Here is a 24,728-nt window from a genome sequence, read left to right as displayed (position 1 = left end):
GCTCACCTCACTTACTTATGGTTGTCAGTGTACGGAATCAAAGACAAATAGCGAGCTTGTTTAATAGCTAACGCTAATTGACGTTGATAACGAGCTTTAGTACCTGTAATACGGCTAGGAACAATCTTGCCGTTTTCAGTGATGTACTGTTTTAAAGTGTCGATATCTTTGTAGTCGATGTACGCAACATTCTCAGCTGTAAAGCGGCAGAACTTGCGACGACGGTAAAAACGTGCCATTGAGGTTCTCCTTATTCAGCTTCTTGAATTGCTTGTTGTGCTTCTTCACGTTGAGCTTTACGCGCACGTTTTTCTTCAGCACTCTTAGCAAGTAAAGATTCTTCAGTAATTGCGTTTTCACGACGGATAATGATGTTACGAATGATTGCATCGTTATAACGGAACAATTCTTCTAATTCATCAAGAGTCGTTTGACCACATTCAACATTCATAAGAATGTAGTGTGCTTTGTGAATCTTGTTAATCGGGTAAGCCAATTGGCGGCGGCCCCAATCTTCTAAACGGTGAATTTGACCTTCAGCTTCTTTGATCTGAGAGATATAGCGTTCAACCATACCTACAACTTGATCGCTTTGGTCTGGGTGTACCAGTAGTACGATTTCGTAGTGACGCATTGTCAGCTCCTTACGGTTTAAGCAGCCCCTAACTAAAAAGTTAGAAGCAAGGAGTCATAACTAAAAAGTTATGTCGCAAATTGCGAAGCTGCGATTTTAGACATCTTTCACCTAAATCGCAAGCTAATTCATGTTTTTGAGCGAAGTAAAAAGATCACATAGCCTTTAAAACTAGGGTCATCAAAATCGTTTGCGTTATTTTGTCTTAACCCATTTTGCACAAAACCGATTTTGTAAGGCAATTGCATTGCAGAGATACGTTTTAAATATTGTGGGTAATTGGGAATAGTGGTTGTACCTTGATAGGTTTGGATCACGAGTTCATCAATATTGTTTTTCAAAATATTCAGTGTATTTTGATCCTTGAAATTGGTCCAGTCCAATAATCCTGTAATACTCAGTTGATAATGAGCAGGAAGCTTTTTCCTCAACTTTTCTAGAAATAGGGCATATTCTTTTAAATTATTGGTTCGGCTATCAAAATCAATTTGAATACCCTGAACCTGATTCCCTTGATTTCTCCAATGCTCTAAACGTTTGAAAACAGCTTGGTAATTTTGTTCATTCCAGTCTAGATGATGTGTTCTAAAGACTAACCAAAGTTTTTGATGAGGTAATTTGAGGATAGAAACACCTTGTGGTGTTAGCATTGAACTTCGCCGTTGTTTTGAATAGCGAATTTCACCTTGTAAAATATAAAGTTCTTTGGCTTTACTTAGGTAAGGTGCAGATTTAATCTCACCCCAAATCCAAAAAGAATCGAAATTCTTCGCATCAATTGTTGAAGTCGCTGATTGTGTTGGTTGGCAAGCAAATAAGTTAAAAATAAAAAAAGTGAAAATGATTGCTTTCAGCCACTTCAACATCGTCAATTACCAATAATATTTGAGTGATTTCGCCCAAGTTGTAGTTGGGTAATCGCTTTTGATTTGATCGTACCATTGCTTTCGTATTGTTTTGCTTACTTCAGTACCGCCACAATCATTAATGCCGCTTGGCGCGTAACATTGAATTGCCCGATAAAGTGCATAAGCTTGTAAATCACCTTTGCTAGGCGATTTTATGAGGTCTTGATAAATTTGACCACGAATAAAGATTTTGCCATCAAAACTTGAAGTTTGTTTTTCGTTATAAGAAAGCTGCTGTAATGAATAGCCTTGCTCACTACGGAAATATTCCCCTAAGCAGACATTTAATAATGGATCTTTAGGTGTCTGAGCCAATTGGCTGACCAAAGTTTCTAAATTTGAGCATTTTAGTTGCGGTGTAATGTTCGCTCCATTCCAAATGAAATTCGAAAAATCTGGTTTGTTCTTCAATTGTTCATTGTCACTGTTATAACCTTTATATTGTGCGGCATTTTTAGGCATAAAAGCATAACTTTGTTTGAACAATTCAAACTGTTGATGTACCAAGCTTTTACTTAAAAGGATATAAGTAGCAGCTTGTTTCTGATCCATGTTGCTTTGATCGGATTGAATTATTTTTTGCAAACTGTTTGTATTTGCGATTTGAGTAATAAAATTTCTTTGTAGATTTACTTGAGTGATTTGAGTTTTTTTTCCAATAAAGGCTGAATAATCCTGTTTTATTGCCAAGTGATTGGATAATGCTGTTTCAAATAAACCGCGTTGATAACTGTCTTTGGACTGTGCAAGTTGCTGACGCCAATATTGTTCAGCATTTTGAGGCTGTCCAATTTTTTCTAGAATTTGTCCTCTCAAAAAAGTTTGGCTTAACTGTAAATAACTCTTATTGTGTGTGCTTTCTTTAGGCAAATAATTCAGAGCCTCCTGAGCTTTATTCTGCACAAAGTACAAATGCACTGCTTGTAAATATTGAAATAGTTCAGGCTGGGTTTTGAATAGCTCTTTTTGTGTATTCAGTTGTGCCCATGATATTGGATGATAATTTTCTGAACTGGATTCACGCATATACATCAAATCGTAAATTGCCAAGAAAAATGGGTCTTTTAAGTTTTTAAGATCAAACGATGTACTCTCGAACACTCGACGGTCAATTTCGGCGGGAAGTTCACTCATTTCCAAATTATAAAATTTTGATGTTGGATTTTTGATTTGCCAGACAATTTCATTCACCAATAAATCTTGGCGTTTTGAAAGCCAAAAACCACGACGCATAAAACCACGAGCACTCGCGACATATTGTCCATTTGGATAGGCTTTTAAATAGGTATTAATATTATCCAAAAATTGTTTGAGTAAATTTTGGTTAATATTGTCTAAATAAACATCACCATATTTATCTACACCAGTTGCATAGGCTGAATTGAGTGATGTTCGAATTAACATATACTGCGATGTTTCTTTTAGCCAAGCATCTTCAACTGTAGTTAAAACAGTATAAATTTTGGTCGCAGCAGAATAATTGCTATTATAAAATAGAATGCTCGCATTTAAATAAGAAGCATACTGACGTGTTGTTGTTGACCAATTTGGATCAATCGCAATCAATTCAATTTTGTCACCACACTGATTCATTTTCTTGCGTTCATGAATCAAAATTTGTTTTTCGAGATTTGGAATCGCTTTATTATTTTGAACTTGCGTTATAAAAGTAAGATTGCCCGAGCTGAAAGTTGAGCAACGCTCATCAAAGATAGTTTCAGTCTGTTCTAAGAATTTTCTTTGGTTTGGGGCTTTATTTTGAGTCAGAAATGACAAGTTAGATGCATCAAAAGGTACAGTACCATAAACAGCATCCCATAAATTCTTATCTGCTGTCATTGGTTTGATAGTTGCAAGCCCTAAGTCACCGAGCAGCAATGTGATATTGGTTTGGCTATCATTCGATGGATACAATACAGGGAGATTACTACAACCATTGAGATGTTTGTCATTGATTGCAAAATTGGGTTCGCAAAATTGCTCTACGCCAGCATAGGTCATTGGGCTATGATAAACAGCCATTGAAATGCAAGAATAAAAAATGGATTTTAAGATAAATTTGTTATGTCGTTTCATTTAGGCAATAAAGGATGAAATGTTTTTATTGCGCGAAATGATAACAAGTGGAGAGGGGAATAAAAAGACAGAGATGTCTCTATCTTTTTAAAAAATAGGGAGGAATGGTGCAGGACTCTTGAATGTGAAGCTAAGGCTTAAACTAATCACAGTAATTAAAATTACTGAAAACAGGAAAAAGCGTTTTGCCCAAAGCTGATCATCCTCAGCTTTAAATCCTAAAATACCAATGTAGAACCAATAAATGCAAAGAGCATTGCAGATCACCAAGAAAATAAGATTGGTGTATCCATATACATATAAAGCATTCATTGCAACGGTAAATAAAACCACATAAATTAGTGATTCGATTTTGGTTCTAAGAATAGAACGCGCTACAGGTAAAATAGGCACGCCTGCATTTTTGTAGTCATCAAAACGGTAAATCGCAATCGCCCATGAGTGCGGCATTTGCCATAGAGCATATGCAACAAAAATAAGGAGAGCAGCGACATCGAATTGACCACTGACAGCCGTATAACCAATAACAGGAGGACTCGCTCCAGAAATACTACCAATCACGGTTTGATGGATCGTGGTACGTTTAGTCCACAAACTATAAAAACCGACATAGACAACAAAACCAATCACAGCGAATAAAAATGCATATGCATTGACATAGAACCAAAGCATACTAAAACCAATCGCACCTAATACAAATGCATAGCACATCGCAATCGTAGGGGAGATCGTTTTCTTAACAAGAGCACGGTTCATGGTGCGTTGCATTTTTTGATCGATGTCTTGATCAATTACATTATTCACTACACAACCAGAAGCAACCACAAAAGTTGTTCCAATTAATGTAAGTAGTAATAAGAGGATGTCTATAGAGCCTTGAGCGGCTAAAAAGAAGCCGCCCAAGGTGGTAATAAAATTACCGAAGAGAATTCCTGGTTTAGTCAGGAATAAGTACTTTTTCCACATGAGAATCAGTTTAGATCATCATGTTGTAGTGTAGGTAATTCATAATCCACACAGAACCGACTAGAAGTACAGCGATACATAAAATTGTGTAGATAAATGCAATAAGGTTCCAACGTTGTTCAGATGATGTATTCATGTGTAAGAAGTACACAAGTTGTACAATTACCTGAGCAACAGCAGTGATTGCAATAACAGTAACTAGAATGCCACGACTGAAACCACCAGCCATCACCATCCCAAATGGGATGATGGTGAGGATGATAGATAGAATAAATCCAACAGTGTATTGCTTGAAGTTACCGTGTGACGCACCTGCAGCATTATGGTCATGACCACTCATTAGAGAACTCCCAGTAAGTAAACGACGCTGAATACACAGATCCAAACGATGTCAAGGAAGTGCCAGAACAAGCTTAAGCAAGCAAGACGACGTGTATTCGGTAATGTCAAACCATTCTTTTTGATTTGATACATCAATACCAACATCCACACTAAACCAGAAGTTACGTGAATACCGTGTGTACCAACCAAAGTAAAGAATGCTGATAAGAATGCGCTATGAGTCGGACCATGGCCTGCATGTACAAGGTGATGGAATTCATAGATCTCCATCCCAATGAACGATGCACCGAAAAGGAATGTGATGAATAACCAAGTAATTACTTGACTCACATTCTTTTTGTATGATGCAAGAACTGCAAATCCAAATGTTACCGAAGAGATCAGAAGAGCAAAAGTTTCGGTTAGTACAAAACCTAAAGAATCACCAAATAGATCTTTCGCACTTGGAGTGCCAGGCGGGATATGACTGCTTAATACAGCGAACGCAATGAAGAGTGATCCGAAAAGAATCAAGTCACTCATCAAGTAAGTCCAAAAACCAAAGACCGTTAAGTCGGTATCATCATGTTCATGATGACCGTCATGGCCGTGGTTGTCGTGATGAAGTACTTCAGCCATTTCCTTAGTCCTTCTTCAAGTGTTTTTCAAGTAAAGCATAGCGTTCGTTTTCAATGCGCTCAACTTCAGCAGCAGGAACGTAGTAATCAACATTCTTAGTGAATGAACTTACGATCAAGCTAACAACAGCAGAAACGAATGAAACGACAACAAGCCACCAAATATGCCAAATGAGAGCAAAGCCCAATACAGTAATGAACATTGCAATGACAAAACCAGCAGCACGGTCAGTCGGCATGTGGATGTCTTCATATTTAGTATCACGTGCGTATGCTACACCATTTTCTTTGTCAGTCCAGAAACGGTCAACACCGCTAGCATCTGGTACATGTGCAAAGTTATAGAATGGAGCAGGAGATGACGTTGCCCATTCAATGGTGCGGCTATCCCATGGATCACCTGTGTAGTCCATGTTGTCCTTACGTTGTAAGAAACCAACGATGATTTGCATTAAGAAACATGCAATACCGATTGCAATAAGAACAGCACCAAACAATGCGATTGCTAAGTATGGGTCCCATTCAGGGTTGTCATAAGTATTCAAACGACGAGTCATACCCATGAAACCAAGGATATAAAGTGGCATGAATGCAAAATAGAAACCAATGAACCAGAACCAGAATGCAGCTTTACCCCATGCTTCATTGAGTTTCCAACCAAACATTTTCGGCCAGTAGAAAATGATGCCGGCAAACATACCAAACACCACACCACCGATAATTACGTTATGGAAGTGAGCGATCAAGAAGAGTGAGTTGTGTACGAGGAAGTCCGCAGGCGGAACCGCCATTAATACACCAGTTAAACCACCGATACCAAATGTGATTAGGAAGCCAAGCGTCCATAACATTGGAGTCGTGAAAGTAATGCGACCTTTATACATTGTGAATAACCAAGAGAAGATTTTCACACCTGTAGGAATCGCAATAACCATGGTCATGATACCGAAGAACGCGTTAACGTTCGCACCAGCGCCCATGGTAAAGAAGTGGTGAAGCCATACAACGAACGCAAGTACAGTAATCGCGATAGTTGCATACACCATAGACTTGTAACCGAACAACGCTTTACGAGAGAAGGTTGCAACGATTTCTGAGTATAGACCAAATGCTGGTAATACTAAGATATATACTTCAGGGTGACCCCATGTCCAAATCAAGTTCACATAAAGCATTGGGCTACCGCCAAGCTCATTGGTGAAGAAGTGGAAGCCGAAGTAACGGTCTAAAGTAAGCATTGCAAGTGTACCTGTTAATACAGGGAATGATGCAATGATTAATACAGCCGTACAAAGTGAAGTCCATGTAAAGATTGGCATATCCATCAATTTCATGCCAGGTGCACGCATTTTAATGATGGTAACAAAGAAGTTAACACCAGATAAAAGTGTACCAAGACCAGAAACCTGAAGAGCCCAGATATAGTAGTCAACACCAACACCAGGAGAATATTGAATGCCAGAGAGAGGAGGGTAAGCCATCCAACCAGTCGCAGCAAATTCACCCAATACTAATGAAACCATCATCAAACCAGCAGCACCAGCGAATAACCAGAAGCTTAAAGAGTTTAATAATGGGAAAGCAACGTCACGTGCACCAATCTGTAAAGGTACAGAGATGTTCATCATACCAACAACGAGACCCATTGCCACGAAGAAGATCATGATGACACCGTGTGCAGTGAAGATCTGGTCGTAGTGGTCAGGATGTAAGTAACCTTCGCCGCCGCCTTTCGCGAGGAAAAGTTGTAGACGCATCATGATTGCATCGGCGAAACCACGCAAAAGCATGACCACAGATACGATGATATACATGATACCAATTTTTTTATGGTCTACAGAAATAAACCATTCATTCCAAAGGTAGCCCCATTTTTTGAAATAGGTAATACCACCAAGAACAGCAATGCCACCAAGAGCCATCATGACCATGGTAACGAGTACAATCGGCTCTGTTGGGATAGAATCCCAACCTAATTTGCCAAAAATCATATCCATGTCTTATTCCCCTTGAGCAGCGTGTTCAGCCGCAGCATGAGTTTCTGCTGTTGCATGTCCAGCAGAGTGGTCAACACCGTGATAGTTACTCATATAGCGGTTGATAATTGTTTCAAACAATTTTGGCTCAACTGAAGAGTAATAAGTCACAGGGTGTGGCTTAGTCGGGAACGGTGTCATCGCTTCAGCTTTAGCAAGTGCTTCTTCATCACCAGCAGCTTTAGCACGATTTACTAAATGCTCGATCTGATGTTTAGAACGGTCACCATCTTTAAGCGTTGCTAACTCAGCTTGGTCAAGTGTACCTTTTTGAATTGCTTCAGCATTGATAGTTGTACCATTACCCGCTTTCACAGCTTCTACCCATTGCGCAAATTCTGGTTCAGTAACACTGTGCGCTTTAAAGCGCATTTGAGAGAAGCCGTAACCTGAATAGTTTGCTGAAAAACCACGGAAGATACCTGGTTCATCTGCTAATAAGTGAAGGTGAGTTTGCATACCCGCCATTGCATAGATTTGACCACCTAACTGTGGGATGAAGAATGAGTTCATCGTGAAGTTAGAAGTAATCTTGAAGCTTACAGGCGTTTTCTCTGGGAAGCGTACTTCGTTTACCGTTGCAATGTTTTGCTCAGGATAGATAAAAATCCATTTAAACTGTTCAGCGACAGCTTGAATAGTTAATGGTGCTTTATCTGATTCTAGCGGACGGTAAGGGTCGTACTTGTGGGAACCCCACCAAGTTAACCAAGCTAAAATACCAATAATAATGACAGGAACACCCCAAACAACGATCTCAATTGTCGTAGAGTGTGCCCAAGTAGGTTTATAGTCTGCATCTTTATTCGATGCGCGATATTGCCAACCAAACCATAATGCCATAACGATTGATGGAATCACCACCAAAAGCATGAGATAGATCGCAGTCATCATCAGGCTACTTTGACCTTGACCAACTGGACCTTTATTGTTTAGAAGTACCATATCACCACCACACCCAGTCAAGAGTGCAGCCATCGTTGATAAAGACAATACAGCTAAAATCGTTTGTCTCATTTTACAACCTCGGTGAAGAGTCCCATTCCCTAATTAAATTATGGGATAGCGATTAAAGTGTCGCATGATTGATAAGAATTTTTTGTGAAATGCTTAGCAATCATGCGACACCGCTACGTTGTCGGGCATTATGCCTCATATTGAAAAACTAAGCTACATCTAACGCGGTCAGAAATACTTGTTTTAAAACCCGATTTATTTTGTAGGAATTGTTATTTAATTGTATATCTTTTCTATAAATATCAATTTTCTATGTAAAAAAAGAGGAATAAATCCTCTTTTCTTCATTAATTTGTGATTATTGCTTTACGACCTTAGTTTTTGCTAATTTATCGTGCAAAGTTTGACGATTTTTATTAAATGCAAAGAAAGCATAGTCGATAAGGGTAATAAATGGCATAAACAACATATTGAGAATAATAAAGAGAACGCTTCTTAACCAAAAGGCTCTAATGGTATTCACGGGAGCATTAGTTTCGGCATCAATAATTTTAATCTTGGTGATTTTTTTGCCAATACTCTGCCCAAATTTTGTAATCAAAAAAGCTTGAATCATTAACATAACAATGAGGTAGGCAAAGATACTCATCCATGCTTCATTGGGAATGAGTTGCATGAGTTGCTGTTGTAATTCAACCGCTTTGTTTGATCCAACTTGAGCAGCTTGTAATTGTTTCTGAATCTCGAATAGCTCAGTATATTGACTTTCATTGAAGAAGAACGACGGGATCGCTGCCATCGGTAACCAAAGTGTTAAATCAATTACTTTGGCAAGTAAACGTGAGTGAAAAGAAGCAAGTTCAGTCGTTTTTTGTTCAACTTTAATTGTGAAATTAGCATTATTTTGTTCAGATTTAATTTGCGAGTTAAAGGGTGAATAACCTATAGGTTCGTATACAAGCTTTCCTTGAGTCAATTCACCAAGTGTTTTCCATTCGCTCATACCCTCATGCCAAACCAAGTCGGTGAGTAAAACTTGCTGACTAGAAAGCATTTGGTTTAGTTGTTCTAAGCTATAAGGTCCAGCTTGTTGGTTATTACGAGCCAAGTAAATTTGCATAATTTTAAAATCTCGATGACTAAAGATGAAAAAAGACCCTACGAAAGGGTCTTTTTTAAAAAAGACTAGGCTTTCTTGATTTGTTCTTCAGCAAGGAAGAACCACGTATCAAGTACTGAATCAGGGTTTAGTGACACAGATTCGATACCTTGTTCCATGAGCCATTTTGCAAGATCAGGATGGTCTGAAGGACCCTGACCACAAATACCAACGTATTTTCCTGCTTTACGGCAAGCATGAATTGCCATAGAGAGGAGCGCTTTAACCGCTGGATCACGTTCATCAAATAGGTGAGAGACAATACCAGAGTCACGGTCAAGACCGAGTGTTAATTGTGTTAAGTCATTTGAACCGATTGAGAAGCCATCGAAATGCTCAAGGAACTGTTCAGCCAATAGAGCATTGGTTGGAAGTTCACACATCATGATAATTTTTAAACCATTTTCACCACGTTTCAAACCATTCTGTGCAAGTAATTCAATGACGCGTCTCGCTTCATTTACCGTACGTACGAAAGGAATCATGATTTGAATATTGGTAAGACCCATTTCGTCACGTGCTTTTTTCAAGGCACGGCATTCAAGCTCGAAACAATCACGGAAATTATCAGAAACATAACGACTCGCGCCACGGAAGCCCAACATTGGGTTTTCTTCCTCAGGTTCGTATAACTTTCCGCCAATGAGGTTCGCATATTCATTTGACTTAAAGTCAGACATACGAACAATCACTGGCTTGTTTGCAAACGCAGCAGCAAGTGTTGAAATACCTTCAACTAATTTTTCAACATAGAATTCGATCGGTGATGTATAACCAGCCGTACGCGTCATGACTGCCGCACGAGTTTCACGTGGTAAGCTTTCAATGTTTAATAAGGCTTTTGGATGCACACCAATCATACGGTTGATGATGAACTCAAGACGTGCAAGACCGATCCCTTCATTTGGAATTTGAGCAAAGTCAAATGCACGGTCAGGGTTGCCCACATTCATCATAATTTTGAATGGTAGTTGTGGCATTGAATGCACTGAGTTACGTTGAACTTCAAAGTCTAACGAACCTTCATAGATAAAGCCTGTATCACCTTCAGCACAAGAAACAGTGACTTCTTGACCATCGGTTAATACTTCTGTTGCATTACCACAACCGACGATTGCAGGTACACCTAATTCACGTGCAATAATTGCTGCATGACAGGTACGACCACCACGATTAGTAATAATCGCAGCTGCACGTTTCATTACTGGTTCCCAATCTGGATCAGTCATGTCAGAAACAAGTACATCACCGTCTTGTACTTTATCCATTTCTTTAATCGAAGTGACAACGCGAACTTTACCAGAACCGATACGTTGACCAATTGAACGACCTTCACAAATGACAGTGCCACGTTGTTTTAATAGGTAACGTTCCATTGTGCCAACATTTTGGCGACTTTTTACGGTTTCTGGACGTGCTTGAACGATATAGATTTGACCATCGTCACCATCTTTTGCCCATTCGATGTCCATTGGTGAACCGTAATGCTGTTCAATAATCAGCGCTTGTTTAGCAAGTTCATGCAATTCGTGATCATTTAACGCAAATTGTTGACGTTCTGGTTTTTCAACATCAACCACAACCACTGATTTACCCGCAGCGCCTTCTTCACCATAAATCATTTTTTGGTGTTTAGAACCGAGGTTACGGCGTAAAACAGAGTGTTTCCCATTGTTTAAAAGTGGTTTAGATAAATAGAATTCATCAGGGTTTACAGCACCCTGTACCACCATTTCACCTAGACCATAAGATGCGGTAATAAAGACCACATCACGGAAACCTGATTCTGTATCTAGGGTAAACATGACACCCGCAGCGCCAGTTTCTGAACGAACCATGCGTTGTACACCCGCGGAAAGGGCTACAACACTGTGTTCAAAACCTTGGTGTACACGGTAAGCAATCGCGCGGTCATTATAAAGGGAAGCAAAAACTTCTTTAATCGCAATAAGAACGTTATCAATACCACGAATGTTTAAGAAAGTTTCTTGTTGCCCTGCAAAAGAAGCATCAGGTAAGTCTTCTGCCGTTGCAGATGAACGTACTGCAACAGCGATATCTGGATTACCATTTGATAGAGTTGTAAACGCTGCACGAATTTCTTGTTCTAAAGTTGCAGTAAGTGGAGTATCAACGATCCATTTACGGATTTTTGCGCCTGTTTCTATAAGTGCGTTTACATCATCAACATTAAGCTGATTGAGTTCAGCCTGAATTCGAGCGTTTAAACCACTTTGATCTAAAAACTCACGATAGGCAGCTGCAGTTGTTGCAAAACCACCAGGTACCGATACACCAGCATTGGATAAATGACTGATCATTTCACCCAAAGATGAGTTTTTCCCACCTACGAGTTCGACATCGTGTTTCCCTAATTTTTCCAGACCGATTACGCGCGCTTCCAAAGTATTTACTCCACTTTTTTTGCAGTATGAATGACCATCATTGGTATGAAATTATACGAATGTGCCTAGATTTAGCGTTTTACTAAGCGACAGTCATGTTAGATGAGTTTACTATAAAGATTATAGAGCACTAAGACAAATGTTTAAGGAGAATTTTGATGCCCGTAAGTAAACAAATTAAACGGAGCGTATTTTTTATTTCAGATGGTACCGCAATTACCGCAGAAACCCTTGGACATTCACTACTTGCGCAATTTCCAAACGTTGATTTTGACATCCATATCATGCCTTATATCACCACCGAAGAAGCTGCTATGAATGTGGCTGTAGAGATCAATGCATGCCAGTCTCGTGATGGTTCTTTACCGCTGGTTTTTGATACTTTGGTTGACCCTCATGTTCGAGAAATTATTAATACAGCCAAAGCTGTAAATTTAGATGTTTTTGAGGGATTAATTAGTAAACTTGAGCAAGAATTGGGAACGCCACCAACGACATTGGTTGGACAAACACACGCAGTCACAGATTCAGAATATTACAAAGCACGTATTGATGCTGTTCATTTTGCTTTAGACAATGACGATGGCGCAAGAACACGTCATTATGATAAAGCTGATATTATTTTAATCGGCGTTTCTCGTTCTGGGAAAACACCAACATCAATTTATCTGTCTTTGCAATTCGGTATTCGTGTCGCGAATTATCCTTTAACTGAGGAAGATTTAGACGATAACCGTTTGCCAAAAGTTTTAAGAGAACATAAAAATAAACTTTTTGGTTTGATGATTGATGCTGAGCGTTTAGTTGCGATTCGTAATGAGCGTAAGGCAAATAGTCGTTATGCAAGTTTTAGCCAGTGTCAGATGGAATTACGTGCAATCGAAGGGATTTACATTTCAGAAGGAATTAAGTACTTAAATGTGACTGAAATGTCGATTGAAGAAATCTCAACGCGTATTTTACAAGCGACGGGTTTAAAACGCCGTATTGGATAAATATGATCGTCAATTAAAAAGCGTGGGATCAGTATCCTGCGCTTTTTAATTTTGAGGTAAAAGAATAGGAAAATATTGAACAAACTTGTACTGTTGCTTTTGATTATTTTGATTTCTACAGCTCACGTTAAAACATTGATCCAATTTGAAAAAATCTGATGTAACAATACAAGCAAAAAGATTTTTATGATGTGAATCAGTCGATTGAATCGGAAGTAATTCATAAAATTATGCATAATCCTGCAAGTTTTAATTATGCTTTTCCGATCTGTCGAGACCATATCATTTAGGTATTCATTTTCATCTGATAAAAAATTGAAGTTTTATACTTTTGATGTCGGTAGTGGGGGACGATAGGGGAATATTCGTATTATGTTCAATACAATAGGATGAATATTTATCAAAAGATGAGTGTTTTTCGATTTATGAAAGAAGCTTATTATGTATGGATAAATTTAGTGTAGGTCACTCTATTGACCTCTCCTTATATTGGTGATAATTTAAACAATAAGGAAGTCATATACTATTTGGGATTTAAGAGAAATCTTGCCTAAATGAACAAAGATATGACAACCTGAACACAAAGCTAACAACGAACGAAACGATTCAGATCGTTTTTAAAAATGTTCAAGGTTGTAGAAAAGCCCGTTAATCGGGCTTTTTTAATGCCCATCATTTTAAAGCAAATTTGCGCTATAGTTTGTCATAAGGATTCGGGTAGCAATAGGGAATTGTGATGCTGATATTTAGTATTGTAGTGATTATTATTGGTTTGATTTTATTATTCTTTTTTGCCAAGAAAACTGATTCTACACAAGATAATTCTGATTATAGCCAGCCATATTTTTCAACCACTTATTCGTGTAATTCTTCTCAGAATAATGATGCTAGACGTTCTGATGAATGTAGTTCAAATGATGAGTCAAACTCAGACTCGAGTAGTTGTGATAGTAGTAGCAATAATGATTAAAAAGCTTGTACCCCCTGAGGGGCAAGGGGTACAAGATAAACCGAGTTTAATTAAGGTAGGTCAAACCAAATCATTTGACTGTCTTGCAATGCAGTAATCGTCGCAGTCTCATCAAACACTAAAGCATCACCCGCTTTAACCAAATGATTGGCAATCATTACTTCACCTGAAATCACATGCACATAGTTCACTTTTTTCCGTGCTGTAATTTCTAGATGTTGATCTTTTTCAAGCACTGCTGTTTTCACTTCGGCATTTTGACGAATTAACATTGGTGCGGATTCATCACCCGCGATTAAGTGCCATTGGTTTGGATGATCTTTAGGATTGAGCTGAATTTGCTGATAGGTTGGCTCAGCATCTTGTAAATTCGGTTGAATCCAAATCTGTAACAGATGCACCGCTTGATCATGTTTGTTCATTTCACTGTGGGTGACGCCAGTTCCAGCACTCATCAACTGCCATTCACCTGCATTGATTTGCCCTTCATTACCCATACTGTCTTTATGGGAAATGGTGCCATCAAGTACACAGGTTAAGATTTCCATATTGTCATGGGGATGTGTACCAAAACCATTATGTGCAGCAACCGTATCATCATTGATTACACGTAATGCACTGACACCCATGTATTTCGGGTTATACCAACTACCAAATGAAAAGCTATGATAGGTGTCTAACCAACCCGCTTTGACATGACCACGGTTTTCACTACGATGTAGATAAGCATTCATCTTTCATCTCCCAATTATTATGTTTTGCTTGATGTTTATATTATCGATTCATAATGGTGATAAATAGTCTTTTATTGCGACATATTGTCCTAAAAATGCAATGATTAAAAATTTGATTTTCTTAGCAGAATAAAAAAGGCTGAATAAAAATATTCAGCCTTTTCAAGTTGGTAAATTAATTTACCAATCTTTTATTTTGATTTGTTTTCAAGCTGTGGGATCGCAGAACCTTGACCAACTGCAAGCAAACCAGTTTCAGTATAGATACCTAATTTTGCACGGGTATCGGTAATGTCGAGGTTACGCATGGTTAACTGACCGATACGATCCATTGGCGTAAATACAGAATCACCTTTTTCCATGGTTAAACGCTCAGCTTCATACGTGAGGTTAGGAGATTCAGTGTTCATGATGGTGTAGTCATTACCACGACGTAATTCTAAAGTGACTGTGCCTGTAATCGCTTTAGCAACCCAACGTTGTGCTGTTTCGCGAAGCATTAATGCTTGTGAATCGAACCAACGACCTTGGTACAGTAAACGACCTAAACGCAAACCGTTAATGCGGTATTGTTCAATCGTGTCTTCGTTATGAATACCAGTCACCAAACGCTCATACGCGATATGTAACAAAGCCATACCCGGTGCTTCATAGATACCACGAGATTTCGCTTCGATGATACGGTTTTCGATTTGGTCAGACATACCAAGACCATGACGACCGCCGATACGGTTCGCTTCTAAAATGAATTCAACTGGATCTTCGATACGTTGACCATTCAATGCAACTGGCATACCTTGTTCAAAAGTAATGCTCACTTGTTCTGCTTGGATTTCAACGTCATCTTTCCAAAATGCAACACCCATGATTGGGTCTACGATTTTAATACCTGCATTGAGGTATTCTAAATCTTTGGCTTCGTGCGTAGCGCCCAACATATTTGAGTCAGTTGAATACGCTTTTTCTTTTGACATTTTATAGTCAAAACCGTTGTCGATGAGGAACTGCGACATTTCGGCACGACCGCCTAACTCATCAATAAAGGTTTGGTCTAACCAAGGCTTATAGATTTTTAGGGCAGGGTTAGTTAATAAACCATAACGATAGAAACGCTCAATATCGTTGCCTTTATAAGTTGAACCGTCACCCCAAATGTTGACGTCATCTTCTTTCATCGCTGTTACAAGCATCGTACCTGTGACTGCGCGACCTAATGGTGTGGTATTGAAATAAGGAACACCACCAGTACTGATGTGGAATGCGCCACATTGAATCGCTGCAATACCTTCAAGGGCAAGTTGTAAACGACAATCGATTAATCGAGCTTTGACTGCGCCGTATTGTTCAGCTTTCTTTGGAATCGCATCATAGTCATCTTCATCAGGCTGACCTAAGTTTGCTGTATACGCATAAGGCTCTGCACCTTTTTGCTTCATCCACAATAAAGCTGCTGAAGTATCGAGACCACCAGAAAAGGCAATCCCAACTTTTTTGCCTACAGGTACGTGCTGCAAGATAGTTGCATTATCAGTCATTGCTTGTCCTAACGTTTATTAGTAAAGACCCCGAAAAGGTGGTCTTGAGAATAAAAAATCGGAACTATTGTAACACTTTTCATTGAGCTTGTTTTCCTCAAAGAAAAACTAAGCAGAAAAATTATGCTCTAATGCATTTGTTTTGGTTTTTTAAGACAAAAAATCAGAATAGTTACATTGCTTTTGACTTTAGTGTCAGCATTTTCTTGAAAAGAGTCATAAACACATATAAAAATTCAGTTAAAGTACTATGCAACAAGTTGCAAAGCCAAAAATATAGAAGGAATACCATGACTAGCTATGCAAATATCTTAAAACCATTACATTTAGGGTTTACGACAATTAAAAACCGTGTGGTAATGGGTTCGATGCACACCGGTTTAGAAGATCGTTTTTTTCATTATCCTAAACTTGCAGCTTATTTTGAAGAAAGAGCGAAGGGTGGTGTTGGTTTAATTATCACGGGTGGTATTTCTCCAAATCGTCAAGGTTGGTTATTACCCGCTGGCGGTACAATGAATAGTTTGGTTGATATTCCGCATCATCGTTTAGTAACCCATTCAGTCCATAAGCATGGTGCAAAAATTTTAATGCAAATCCTGCATTCGGGGCGCTATGGTTATCAACCTTTTGTCGTTTCTTCGAGTGCAGTAAAATCGCCAATTTCACCATTTAAACCGCGTGAAATGAGCAATCAAAATATTTTGGATACCATTCAAGATTATGCACGTTGTGCAAGCATTGCGAAAAAAGCAGGCTATGATGGTGTTGAAATCATGGGTTCAGAAGGGTATTTGCTCAATCAGTTTTTAAGTCGTCATGTCAATCAACGTACTGACCGTTGGGGTGGTGACATTGAAAATCGTATGCGTTTTGCTGTTGAAATTGTAAAAGCAATTCGTGCCAAAGTAGGTGAAAAATTTATTATTTGTTTCCGTCTATCTTTACTTGATTTAGTTCATGACGGAAATACCATGCAAGAGGTAACGGTTGTTGCTAAAGCATTGGAAAAAGCGGGTGTCACTTTATTAAATACAGGGATTGGTTGGCATGAAGCGCGTGTTCCGACTATTGTAACTTCTGTTCCACGTGCTGCATTTGCGGACTATACCGCGTTTGTAAAGCAGCATGTTTCTATTCCTGTGATTGCCTCAAACCGTATCAATATGCCAGATGTTGCCGAAGAGATTATTGCTTCTGGTAAGGCCGATATGGTGCAAATGGCTCGTCCACTTTTAGCTGATCCATATTGGGTCAATAAAACTGCAACCAATCGTGTAGATGAAATTAATACGTGTATCGCATGTAACCAAGCATGTTTGGATCATAGTTTTAAGAATCAACGTGCAACCTGTCTTGTAAACCCACGTGCAGCATTTGAAACAGAATTGGTTTATATCAAAACTAAAAAACCTAAACGTATTGCTGTAGTTGGTGGTGGTGTTGCTGGAATGTCAGCTGCAACAGTTGCTGCAAGCCGTGGTCACGCCGTCACTTTATTTGAAGCAAGTAATGATGTTGGTGGTCAGTTTAATTTAGCGAAGGTCGTTCCTGGGAAAGAAGAATTCCATGAAACTATTCGTTATTTTAAAGTGCAAATTAAACAGACTGGCGTCGATTTGCGTTTGAATACGCGTGTAAGCCGTGAACAGCTTGAGCGTGAAGGTTTTGATGAGGTTATTGTGGCTACAGGTGTCGTCCCTCGTGCATTAAAAATTCAGGGCAGTACTGCACCACAAGTATTATCTTATGCTGAAGTGTTACGTGGCGCTGAAGTTGGACAAAAGGTTGCTGTAATTGGCGCGGGTGGTATCGGTTTTGATGTGTCTGAGTTTTTATTGAAACCACCGCATCAACCTCAGCCACAACCTTTAGCAGACTGGCAGCGTGAATGGGGTGTTGATCCAGATCCTAACTATATCTCTGAAGGTGGGATGCAACGCCCAGAAGTGGAAATGCCAATTCGCCAGATCTATTTATTACAACGCAAAACCACACCACTAGGTATTGGTTTGGGTAAGACATCAGGTTGGGTACACCGCGCGCAATTGAAAAAGCATGCGGTTCGTATGCTTCGTGGTTTGCAGTATAAAGCTGTGACTGATGAAGGATTATGGGTTGAGCATAATGGTCATGATCAGTTATTGCGTGTAGACACAATTGTCGTGTGCGCTGGGCAAGAATCTGTAAAAGATTTAATGCCTAAAGATGGTGAAAATACTTTAGCTAACTATCATATTATTGGTGGTGCGAAGCTCGCTGCTGAGTTAGATGCGAAACGTGCAATCCGTGAAGGTGCTGAATTAGCCGCTAAACTCTAATAATTGATGAAACATTATGCATTTGAATACATTGCAGTTAAATTTCTCTTGAATAAAGAGAGCAAGCTTTGTATTCTTACGCACATGGAAGCGTGGCAGAGCGGTTTAATGCACCGGTCTTGAAAACCGACGAGGGTGTGAGTCCTCCGTGAGTTCGAATCTCACCGCTTCCGCCAAATTTTGAATTAAGCCCTTGTTTTTACAAGGGCTTATTTTTTATCTATGATTTTACCCCTCAACCTACCCCTCATCAAATATTGAATGTAAAAAGCAGAGATGGGATGATCTTGGACTGAATAAGAAATCAGTACAAAAATATTAAATAATTCTAAACTCAATTTTGGCTTTGAAAAGATATTTTTAAAATATAAAAAGGCTCACGAATGAACCCTTAGATGACAATAAAAAGGCTATAGGTTGTGAACATTACTTGAGTATTTTTTTCACATACAGTGAGCTTATAACGATAAAAAACCAAGTGGCTCATTAACTCGTTTAATAAGTTGTAACTATGTTTTTGAACGATACCTAATTAAAGCAATTGATGTGCCGAGGTTCAGGAAAAAACACCTTGAAGTTGATAATCCAAGCATCTGTTTACCGATTGTTCTTTACGTAATAGTTAAAAGAAAAATTGATCGTAATTTAGACATTAGAGGATTTTTTTTTTATACTTAATTCAATTGTTTAAAAATACTATTAGAGATTTCTTGATGAAAATTGAAATTTGTGTGCCAAGTTCTGCCACAACTAAAGAGAGAGGGGATTTACTAGAAACTTTAAGTAGAGAAATGCTTGAGATTCAAAACTTCAAAGTAGAAGAAGAAGTTAAAAAGACTGGAATGGAGTTAGATTTGCTATGTAAACATAATGTTGCGGACAGAACAATCTATGTTGAATGTAAAGCTTATCGAGACGGGAAAATTGATGCTCCTATTATTAGGCAACTAATGGGTACTATCGTCTTACAAGGATATTCAGAAGGTTGGTTAATTAGTACTAGTGAATTGGGTAAAGAAGCTAAAGGGATTGAGGATGAATTAGCATCAAAAGGCTTAGCTGGAAAGTTAGTCATTTATACACCTAGAAAAATTATTGATTCTCTATTGGCTTCAAAAATTATAAATCCTCCTCCTCAAGCACAATTAATACAATATTTGCCTGAAGAGAATATAGGAGAATGGAGTTTACTAATCACACCTTATGGTAAGTTCTGGGCTGTTGCAATTCTGGAGGGAGGAATGCCTTCTAAAGTAGTTTGCTATCATGCTAAATCCTTAAGTTTAGTTGATGACCAAGCTCTTTTAGATAATATTGCTTCGACGGACTCAAACTTATCAAAATTAGATTTCTCGAAAATAATATTATTTACAAAGAAGGAGAAAAAGTTAAGTTTAGAAGAGAGCCTAATTGAAGTTGTTGAAGTCCAAAAAGGTGATGATTGGAACGACTATCGTCCTGCTAGACCTGAAGACTTTGTAGGGAGAACTAAAGATATTAATGATATCTTTGATTTTTTTAAAAAAATTAAAGAAAAGGAAACAACTAGACGTTGTTTTGCTATTACAGGAAATTCAGGGTTAGGCAAAAGCTCATTAATCATAAAATTGCTTGAGAAAGCAGAAAATAGACATCAAAAACACAAAGTTTATATATGTGCTGTAGATGTTCGAGCTGCTAAATCATCAGAATATATTTATGCTGCATTGCTTAAAACGTTAAAGAATGCTCAAAAAAAGGGATTTGGTGATCCTGAAATTAATATTTTGATTACAAATGCTAGTCATCCGTTAGATTCGGAGTCGATTACTGAATATTTAGAAAGTGTGGATAAGGCTAATCAAATAATAGTCTTAGTATTTGATCAGTTTGAAGAATTGTTTAGTAAACCAGATCTATCTGATCTATTTACTAATACTTCCAATATGTTAATGGATGCTACTAGTTTACAATTTAATTTTTGTATTGGCTTTGCATGGAAGACAGATAGTACTACACATACGGAAAATCCTGCATATTTTTTCTGGCATAAACTTTCCGAATACCGTATGGTAAGGAAATTAAGCCCATTCTCAGATAGAGAATCTCATACTGTAATTAGTAAGTTTGAGGATGTGATTGGTCAAAAATTAGATGGTGATTTGAAACATAATTTAACAGTATCAAGTCAAGGTTATCCGTGGCTCTTAAAAAAATTATGCATCCATTTATATGACAAATTAGAACAAGGTGCTAAACAGGAAGATTTGTTAGAAAATAAATTAGATATCGCTAGTTTATTTTCGGATGATTTAAGTGAACTAAGTATATCTGAACAAAAAGCACTAAGATTTGTTGCAACAAAGGCACCTGTAGACTTGATAGAAACTATTGAAATTTGTACTGATGAGATAGTTCAAAGTTTATTACATAAAAGATTAATTGTTAAAAGTGGCAATAGGCTAAATCTCTATTGGGATATTTTCCGAGAATTTGTTCTGACAGGAAATGTTCCAATTATCGCTCTTAGATATTTACCATCACATGATTTTTCAACAATTTGGAATGTTGTGAAATATTTATCTAAGTCACCTGTAACTATCCATTCTTTACAAGAAAAGACAAACTTTTCTGAAGGTACAATTCAAAATGTTGGGACTGATATTTTACTTTTTGGATTAGCTACACGAGAAAACTCTCAATATGTTCTATCTGAAGATTTATTAGAGGATGGAAATACTCAAGAAAATCTACTGAATATAATTAGAGAAAAATTTAAAAAACATATTATTACCTTACATTTGAAAGATTTACCTAGCGGAACTTTTTTAACAATTACTAGTATTATTGATTTAATGAAAGAAACATATTCAGAGAATAAGTACGCTGATAAAACTTGGCGATTATATGCTATTAGGCTTATCCGTTGGTTAGAATTAACGGGTTTTTTACAACCAACAACAGAGCCAAATACATGGATTTACCGAGATCTAGGCAGTTCAAAAACTTCCGTTATGAATAGAAGACGTACTTCTAATTTCTTTGTTCCTAGAATTTCACCTCAATTGTTTATTTCAATTTATAGTGAAATAGTAGGTAAAAGTCTTCAACAGTTACCGAATGATAGTAAGACAAATAAAACAGTAGAGATTTTGAGAAAGTTTGAGTTAGTAGACAATGATCGGGTGATGGAGATCGATGATTTTGATTCAATTCTTTATGCTAAGGCTAGTTCAGAATTTAGTATACAAGCTATATTGGAAATAAAAGATTTGTATTCAACTGATAAATTATCAGGGCAGAATTTAGGCATTCTTTTGAAAGAAAAATATGATCTGAAATGGACAGATGTTACAACGCAGCATTCAGGTAATAAGCTAAATAGCTGGGCTAAATGGATTAAAGCCTATGAGATGAAAAATGAATAGGAATTTTGAATAACAAGGAAATTGAGAACATCAGTTTCGTTCAACTTTTTAATTTTTATTCATAAATTTCTTTTTATTTCTAGGACTTCCTTCTTTTGAGGAACTTTTAGTGAAGTTCATCTTAAGTCCATAATGGAAAAATTTAATAAGTTATAGCATCAAAGTTACAATCTGTGAAAAATAAAAATAGCCTTAACTTAAGGCTATTTTTTTATATCTATTTTTAGCTTTATTTACTATACATTACCTGTGTAGGTTTTCCATGCATAAGTAATACCATTGCCTTTATAGCGATAAAAACCAAGTGGCTCATGGACTCGTTCGATAAGTTGTAACCATGCTTTTTGGACGATACCTTGTCCATCGTAGCAATGGGTGTGCTTAGGCTCTGGAAAAATACCTTGAAGTTGATAATCATGGCAGACCCATTCCCATTGTTCTTTGAGTAAGGGCATATAGTTTTCTTCATTCCCAATGATGTAAACAAATGCCTGTGCAGTTAGCCCTTGATCAAGACCTTTGACGATGCGCCATTGAATATCATAAAGTTTCTCTGTGAGTTGCCCAGCTTTATGTAACCACTGGAAGTATTGCTTTAACACTTTTACAGATATTTTCTCCGCATCTTCCTGAGTCTCATAATGAGGTGGATCAGTTTGTGCAATCAAAGGTAGCTCTAGGAAAATACAATTAGCTTGGTCTTGTGTTTGCATTACACGTCGGAAAACAGTTTTTTGTTCATTACGAAGTTTTTGCACTTGCGCTTCATATTTATTGGCGTGAAGCTTAGCTTTGGCAACGTATAGTTCACCACGAAAACGATTGAAGTTATTTTGAAATATAGTGATAGGAATGGGTTGGGGGGAAGTCACCAAACCAATATTTTGAACTGCAAACTGATGAAAGACTTTTAAGTGAGGGTGAGCTTCAAAGCCTTGAAAAAGGTCGATAAAATGAGCAAAATTTTTTACTTGATCTAGAATCCAAACACATAATTGATTCATCTGCGGATAAGGTATAGTTGGCGTAGCTTTAGGAAGCACCTTAATTTTATCTTGTTCTAACAGTTTCGTAGCATTGATCAAACCGAATGCGATTTGATTAAACATTGGATCTCCATAAATAGGTCTGACCATTGTGCCATTTGTAGGAAAGCCAACACTTCCATTCGGATATACATGGGGTGGTGTTTGTACCATGTTAAAAAAATTAGGTTGTGTATTTTGTACAAAAACTTGGTTCATTTGGGAATACTCTGTAATTCGGTTAAATGGATTAATAATGTTGAGTTAGGTTTGGGCGACCTATTTCTTTACGGTGATGAGGCAAGATGCCAGTGTTGAGTGTTTTGACTCGTTCTAAGTTGCTATGTAATACGTACTGTTCAAACTTGGCAAAGTAGTGAATAACTTTTGCAATATTGTCGTATTTGGCTTGATCATCACGGCTGATCACACCCAAGGCATCGTATTTGTACTTCTTACGATTCTTGCTGGTATTACAGTTAAAATAGCTATGATTCCCATCAATTTGTTGATCCCACATCTCGCCAATCATCCGACCTAAGCTAATGTCTTCACGGTGATGACTACCATTGAAAAAGAAAAAACAGTGGATGTGTAAGGCCTGATCTACGCCATATTCCAGCTTCGTGACGTAGCCTGCTAAATGTACAGACTCTCTACGACGCAGTTTCTGCATTAAAGTATGGAAATTACTCACGATTTCTTTAGGCGTAAAATTTTTCTTGTCGTCGGGTACATACAAGTCAACACGTACACCAATTAAACGTGAGTAATGTTTACGAAGTTTATTGATATATTGGAGTACTTTTTTTTCACGCCGCCTCGCTACCTTTCGACGATCATTCACACGCTGTACATATTTTGGAGAGCGTAAATATTCAAATAGCGTTTTAATAAAGAAATTAATGAGCATCGCGACAGAGATTTTCTGACCTGTAGGTACACCATTGGCATCAATTTCATTCAATTGGTCATATGGATATGCAATTAAGTCATAAATACAATCTTGATATGGTCTCAATACCTTATTAAAAGCCGCCAATACAGCATCATATTGCTCACATCGATATGCTATCGGTGACTTTATTTGTTTTGAATTAACTAGAAAGTTTCGGATTAGTTCCAGTATTGGAGGATATATAAGCATCCATTGATCATTGAATAAGCTTCCTGATTTAGGCTTATCTTTTTGATATAGGTAGGTAGCTTTCTGTAGATTTACTTCGTGACATAAGCGAATCGCATGACTGCAAACGCTCATTGCAGGATTCCATGGTTTCTTCTTAAATAAGCTGATTGTATGATGTTTTGAGAATTCTTCATGATCATCTATTTCAGGGTAACAGTCATATAAAAATTGATTAGCTTCATTAACTTCATCTATCTGTCCTGATAGATATTCTTCAGTATCATCATTAGATGATGATTCTTCCCGTTCAGCTAAACTTGATCCTACAATCAAAGCATGAGGTTCAAGTCGAAGTGCCATTTCTTCTGTCGTAGACCTAAATTCAATTATCTTTATATCTGGGTATTCTTGTTCCATAGATATAGCTCCAATTAGTAAAAAAATACAATTGTCTAAATCTGACCTATAGTATGTGTAGAATAGAGATATGATGAATTGATCTAATATATTTA

The 24,728-nt window shown here is 37.7% G+C and carries 19 protein-coding genes and 1 tRNA gene; 5 read left to right on the top strand and 15 right to left on the bottom strand.

Features of this window, described 5'->3' with window-relative positions; genetic code table 11:
- Positions 1–11: 11 nt before the first annotated feature.
- The 11 genes from rpsR to ppsA form a co-directional block, all read right to left on the bottom strand.
- Positions 12–239, bottom strand: a complete 228-nt coding sequence (gene rpsR / locus MMP60_RS13060; protein WP_000090661.1) for a 30S ribosomal protein S18 — start codon at positions 237–239, stop codon at positions 12–14.
- 11 nt (positions 240–250) lie between these two features.
- Positions 251–634, bottom strand: coding sequence for a 30S ribosomal protein S6 (rpsF, locus tag MMP60_RS13055; RefSeq protein ID WP_167248327.1), 384 nt, complete (start codon positions 632–634; stop codon positions 251–253).
- A 128-nt stretch (positions 635–762) separates the two neighbouring features.
- The gene (locus tag MMP60_RS13050; RefSeq protein ID WP_241336768.1) at positions 763–1,500 is read right to left on the bottom strand and encodes a DUF3142 domain-containing protein; all 738 of its coding nucleotides are present in this window, start codon (positions 1,498–1,500) and stop codon (positions 763–765) included.
- Positions 1,501–1,506: 6 nt separating this feature from the next.
- A complete protein-coding gene (locus MMP60_RS13045) occupies positions 1,507–3,618 on the bottom strand; it encodes a hypothetical protein (protein ID WP_241336762.1) in 2,112 nt (703 codons plus the stop codon).
- An 87-nt stretch (positions 3,619–3,705) separates the two neighbouring features.
- Positions 3,706–4,584, bottom strand: coding sequence for a heme o synthase (cyoE, locus tag MMP60_RS13040; RefSeq protein WP_241336760.1), 879 nt, complete (start codon positions 4,582–4,584; stop codon positions 3,706–3,708).
- Positions 4,585–4,594: 10 nt separating this feature from the next.
- Positions 4,595–4,924 carry a cytochrome o ubiquinol oxidase subunit IV gene (locus tag MMP60_RS13035; protein WP_241336752.1) on the bottom strand — a complete coding sequence of 110 codons (330 nt, stop codon included), beginning with the start codon at positions 4,922–4,924 and terminating at the stop codon, positions 4,595–4,597.
- On the bottom strand, positions 4,924–5,544 hold the full coding sequence (gene cyoC, locus MMP60_RS13030; RefSeq protein WP_241336751.1) for a cytochrome o ubiquinol oxidase subunit III: 621 nt from the start codon (positions 5,542–5,544) through the stop codon (positions 4,924–4,926). The genes MMP60_RS13035 and cyoC overlap by 1 nt, the downstream gene beginning before the upstream one ends.
- A 4-nt stretch (positions 5,545–5,548) precedes the next feature.
- A complete protein-coding gene (gene cyoB / locus MMP60_RS13025; RefSeq protein WP_241336749.1) occupies positions 5,549–7,540 on the bottom strand; it encodes a cytochrome o ubiquinol oxidase subunit I in 1,992 nt (663 codons plus the stop codon).
- 3 nt (positions 7,541–7,543) lie between these two features.
- Positions 7,544–8,596: a ubiquinol oxidase subunit II gene (gene cyoA, locus MMP60_RS13020; protein WP_241336748.1), complete on the bottom strand. Its 1,053-nt coding sequence runs from the start codon at positions 8,594–8,596 to the stop codon at positions 7,544–7,546.
- Positions 8,597–8,894: 298 nt separating this feature from the next.
- Complete coding sequence (locus MMP60_RS13015; protein ID WP_241336747.1) at positions 8,895–9,656, bottom strand: RDD family protein; 762 nt, start codon at positions 9,654–9,656, stop codon at positions 8,895–8,897.
- Between the two features lie 65 nt (positions 9,657–9,721).
- A complete protein-coding gene (gene ppsA, locus MMP60_RS13010; RefSeq protein ID WP_241336745.1) occupies positions 9,722–12,100 on the bottom strand; it encodes a phosphoenolpyruvate synthase in 2,379 nt (792 codons plus the stop codon).
- A gap of 158 nt (positions 12,101–12,258) precedes the next feature.
- Between ppsA and MMP60_RS13005 the strand changes: the two genes are divergently transcribed.
- On the top strand, positions 12,259–13,095 hold the full coding sequence (locus MMP60_RS13005) for a pyruvate, water dikinase regulatory protein (RefSeq protein WP_018678111.1): 837 nt from the start codon (positions 12,259–12,261) through the stop codon (positions 13,093–13,095).
- 736 nt (positions 13,096–13,831) lie between these two features.
- Positions 13,832–14,065 carry a hypothetical protein gene (locus tag MMP60_RS13000; protein WP_241336743.1) on the top strand — a complete coding sequence of 78 codons (234 nt, stop codon included), beginning with the start codon at positions 13,832–13,834 and terminating at the stop codon, positions 14,063–14,065.
- A 50-nt stretch (positions 14,066–14,115) separates the two neighbouring features.
- Here MMP60_RS13000 and MMP60_RS12995 read toward each other — a convergent pair whose 3' ends face one another.
- On the bottom strand, positions 14,116–14,799 hold the full coding sequence (locus tag MMP60_RS12995; protein ID WP_241336741.1) for a pirin-like bicupin family protein: 684 nt from the start codon (positions 14,797–14,799) through the stop codon (positions 14,116–14,118).
- A gap of 191 nt (positions 14,800–14,990) precedes the next feature.
- A complete protein-coding gene (argG, locus tag MMP60_RS12990) occupies positions 14,991–16,334 on the bottom strand; it encodes an argininosuccinate synthase (protein WP_241336740.1) in 1,344 nt (447 codons plus the stop codon).
- Positions 16,335–16,624: 290 nt separating this feature from the next.
- On the opposite strand from argG, the gene MMP60_RS12985 reads away from it, so the two are divergent.
- The 3 genes from MMP60_RS12985 (at position 16,625) to MMP60_RS12975 (ending at position 22,062) form a co-directional block, all read left to right on the top strand.
- Positions 16,625–18,655: an NADPH-dependent 2,4-dienoyl-CoA reductase gene (locus MMP60_RS12985; protein ID WP_241336739.1), complete on the top strand. Its 2,031-nt coding sequence runs from the start codon at positions 16,625–16,627 to the stop codon at positions 18,653–18,655.
- Between the two features lie 86 nt (positions 18,656–18,741).
- Positions 18,742–18,831: transfer RNA gene (locus MMP60_RS12980), tRNA-Ser, on the top strand.
- Between the two features lie 537 nt (positions 18,832–19,368).
- Positions 19,369–22,062 carry a restriction endonuclease gene (locus MMP60_RS12975; RefSeq protein WP_018679556.1) on the top strand — a complete coding sequence of 898 codons (2,694 nt, stop codon included), beginning with the start codon at positions 19,369–19,371 and terminating at the stop codon, positions 22,060–22,062.
- A 236-nt stretch (positions 22,063–22,298) separates the two neighbouring features.
- Here MMP60_RS12975 and MMP60_RS12970 read toward each other — a convergent pair whose 3' ends face one another.
- Both MMP60_RS12970 and MMP60_RS12965 read right to left on the bottom strand, forming a co-directional pair.
- Positions 22,299–23,306: a hypothetical protein gene (locus tag MMP60_RS12970; RefSeq protein ID WP_018679557.1), complete on the bottom strand. Its 1,008-nt coding sequence runs from the start codon at positions 23,304–23,306 to the stop codon at positions 22,299–22,301.
- Positions 23,307–23,337: 31 nt separating this feature from the next.
- Entirely contained in the window at positions 23,338–24,633 is a 1,296-nt protein-coding gene (locus tag MMP60_RS12965) for an inovirus-type Gp2 protein (protein ID WP_241336737.1), read from the bottom strand.
- Between the last annotated feature and the right edge of the window lie 95 nt (positions 24,634–24,728).

It is taken from the genome of Acinetobacter sp. ANC 4805, from assembly GCF_022549495.1.
Taxonomy (GTDB): domain Bacteria; phylum Pseudomonadota; class Gammaproteobacteria; order Pseudomonadales; family Moraxellaceae; genus Acinetobacter.
This window is presented reverse-complemented; position numbering and strand designations above follow the sequence as displayed.

Excerpts from the sequence above, each read along its gene's own strand:
- rpsR (WP_000090661.1), bottom strand. The coding sequence starts at position 239 with ATGGCACGTTTTTACCGTCGTCGCAAGTTCTGCCGCTTTACAGCTGAG.
- rpsF (WP_167248327.1), bottom strand. The coding sequence starts at position 634 with ATGCGTCACTACGAAATCGTACTACTGGTACACCCAGACCAAAGCGAT.
- MMP60_RS13050 (WP_241336768.1), bottom strand. The coding sequence starts at position 1,500 with ATGTTGAAGTGGCTGAAAGCAATCATTTTCACTTTTTTTATTTTTAAC.
- MMP60_RS13045 (WP_241336762.1), bottom strand. The coding sequence starts at position 3,618 with ATGAAACGACATAACAAATTTATCTTAAAATCCATTTTTTATTCTTGC.
- cyoE (WP_241336760.1), bottom strand. The coding sequence starts at position 4,584 with ATGTGGAAAAAGTACTTATTCCTGACTAAACCAGGAATTCTCTTCGGT.
- MMP60_RS13035 (WP_241336752.1), bottom strand. The coding sequence starts at position 4,924 with ATGAGTGGTCATGACCATAATGCTGCAGGTGCGTCACACGGTAACTTC.
- cyoC (WP_241336751.1), bottom strand. The coding sequence starts at position 5,544 with ATGGCTGAAGTACTTCATCACGACAACCACGGCCATGACGGTCATCAT.
- cyoB (WP_241336749.1), bottom strand. The coding sequence starts at position 7,540 with ATGGATATGATTTTTGGCAAATTAGGTTGGGATTCTATCCCAACAGAG.
- cyoA (WP_241336748.1), bottom strand. The coding sequence starts at position 8,596 with ATGAGACAAACGATTTTAGCTGTATTGTCTTTATCAACGATGGCTGCA.
- MMP60_RS13015 (WP_241336747.1), bottom strand. The coding sequence starts at position 9,656 with ATGCAAATTTACTTGGCTCGTAATAACCAACAAGCTGGACCTTATAGC.
- MMP60_RS13005 (WP_018678111.1), top strand. The coding sequence starts at position 12,259 with ATGCCCGTAAGTAAACAAATTAAACGGAGCGTATTTTTTATTTCAGAT.
- MMP60_RS13000 (WP_241336743.1), top strand. The coding sequence starts at position 13,832 with ATGCTGATATTTAGTATTGTAGTGATTATTATTGGTTTGATTTTATTA.
- MMP60_RS12995 (WP_241336741.1), bottom strand. The coding sequence starts at position 14,799 with ATGAATGCTTATCTACATCGTAGTGAAAACCGTGGTCATGTCAAAGCG.
- argG (WP_241336740.1), bottom strand. The coding sequence starts at position 16,334 with ATGACTGATAATGCAACTATCTTGCAGCACGTACCTGTAGGCAAAAAA.
- MMP60_RS12985 (WP_241336739.1), top strand. The coding sequence starts at position 16,625 with ATGACTAGCTATGCAAATATCTTAAAACCATTACATTTAGGGTTTACG.
- MMP60_RS12975 (WP_018679556.1), top strand. The coding sequence starts at position 19,369 with ATGAAAATTGAAATTTGTGTGCCAAGTTCTGCCACAACTAAAGAGAGA.
- MMP60_RS12970 (WP_018679557.1), bottom strand. The coding sequence starts at position 23,306 with ATGAACCAAGTTTTTGTACAAAATACACAACCTAATTTTTTTAACATG.
- MMP60_RS12965 (WP_241336737.1), bottom strand. The coding sequence starts at position 24,633 with ATGGAACAAGAATACCCAGATATAAAGATAATTGAATTTAGGTCTACG.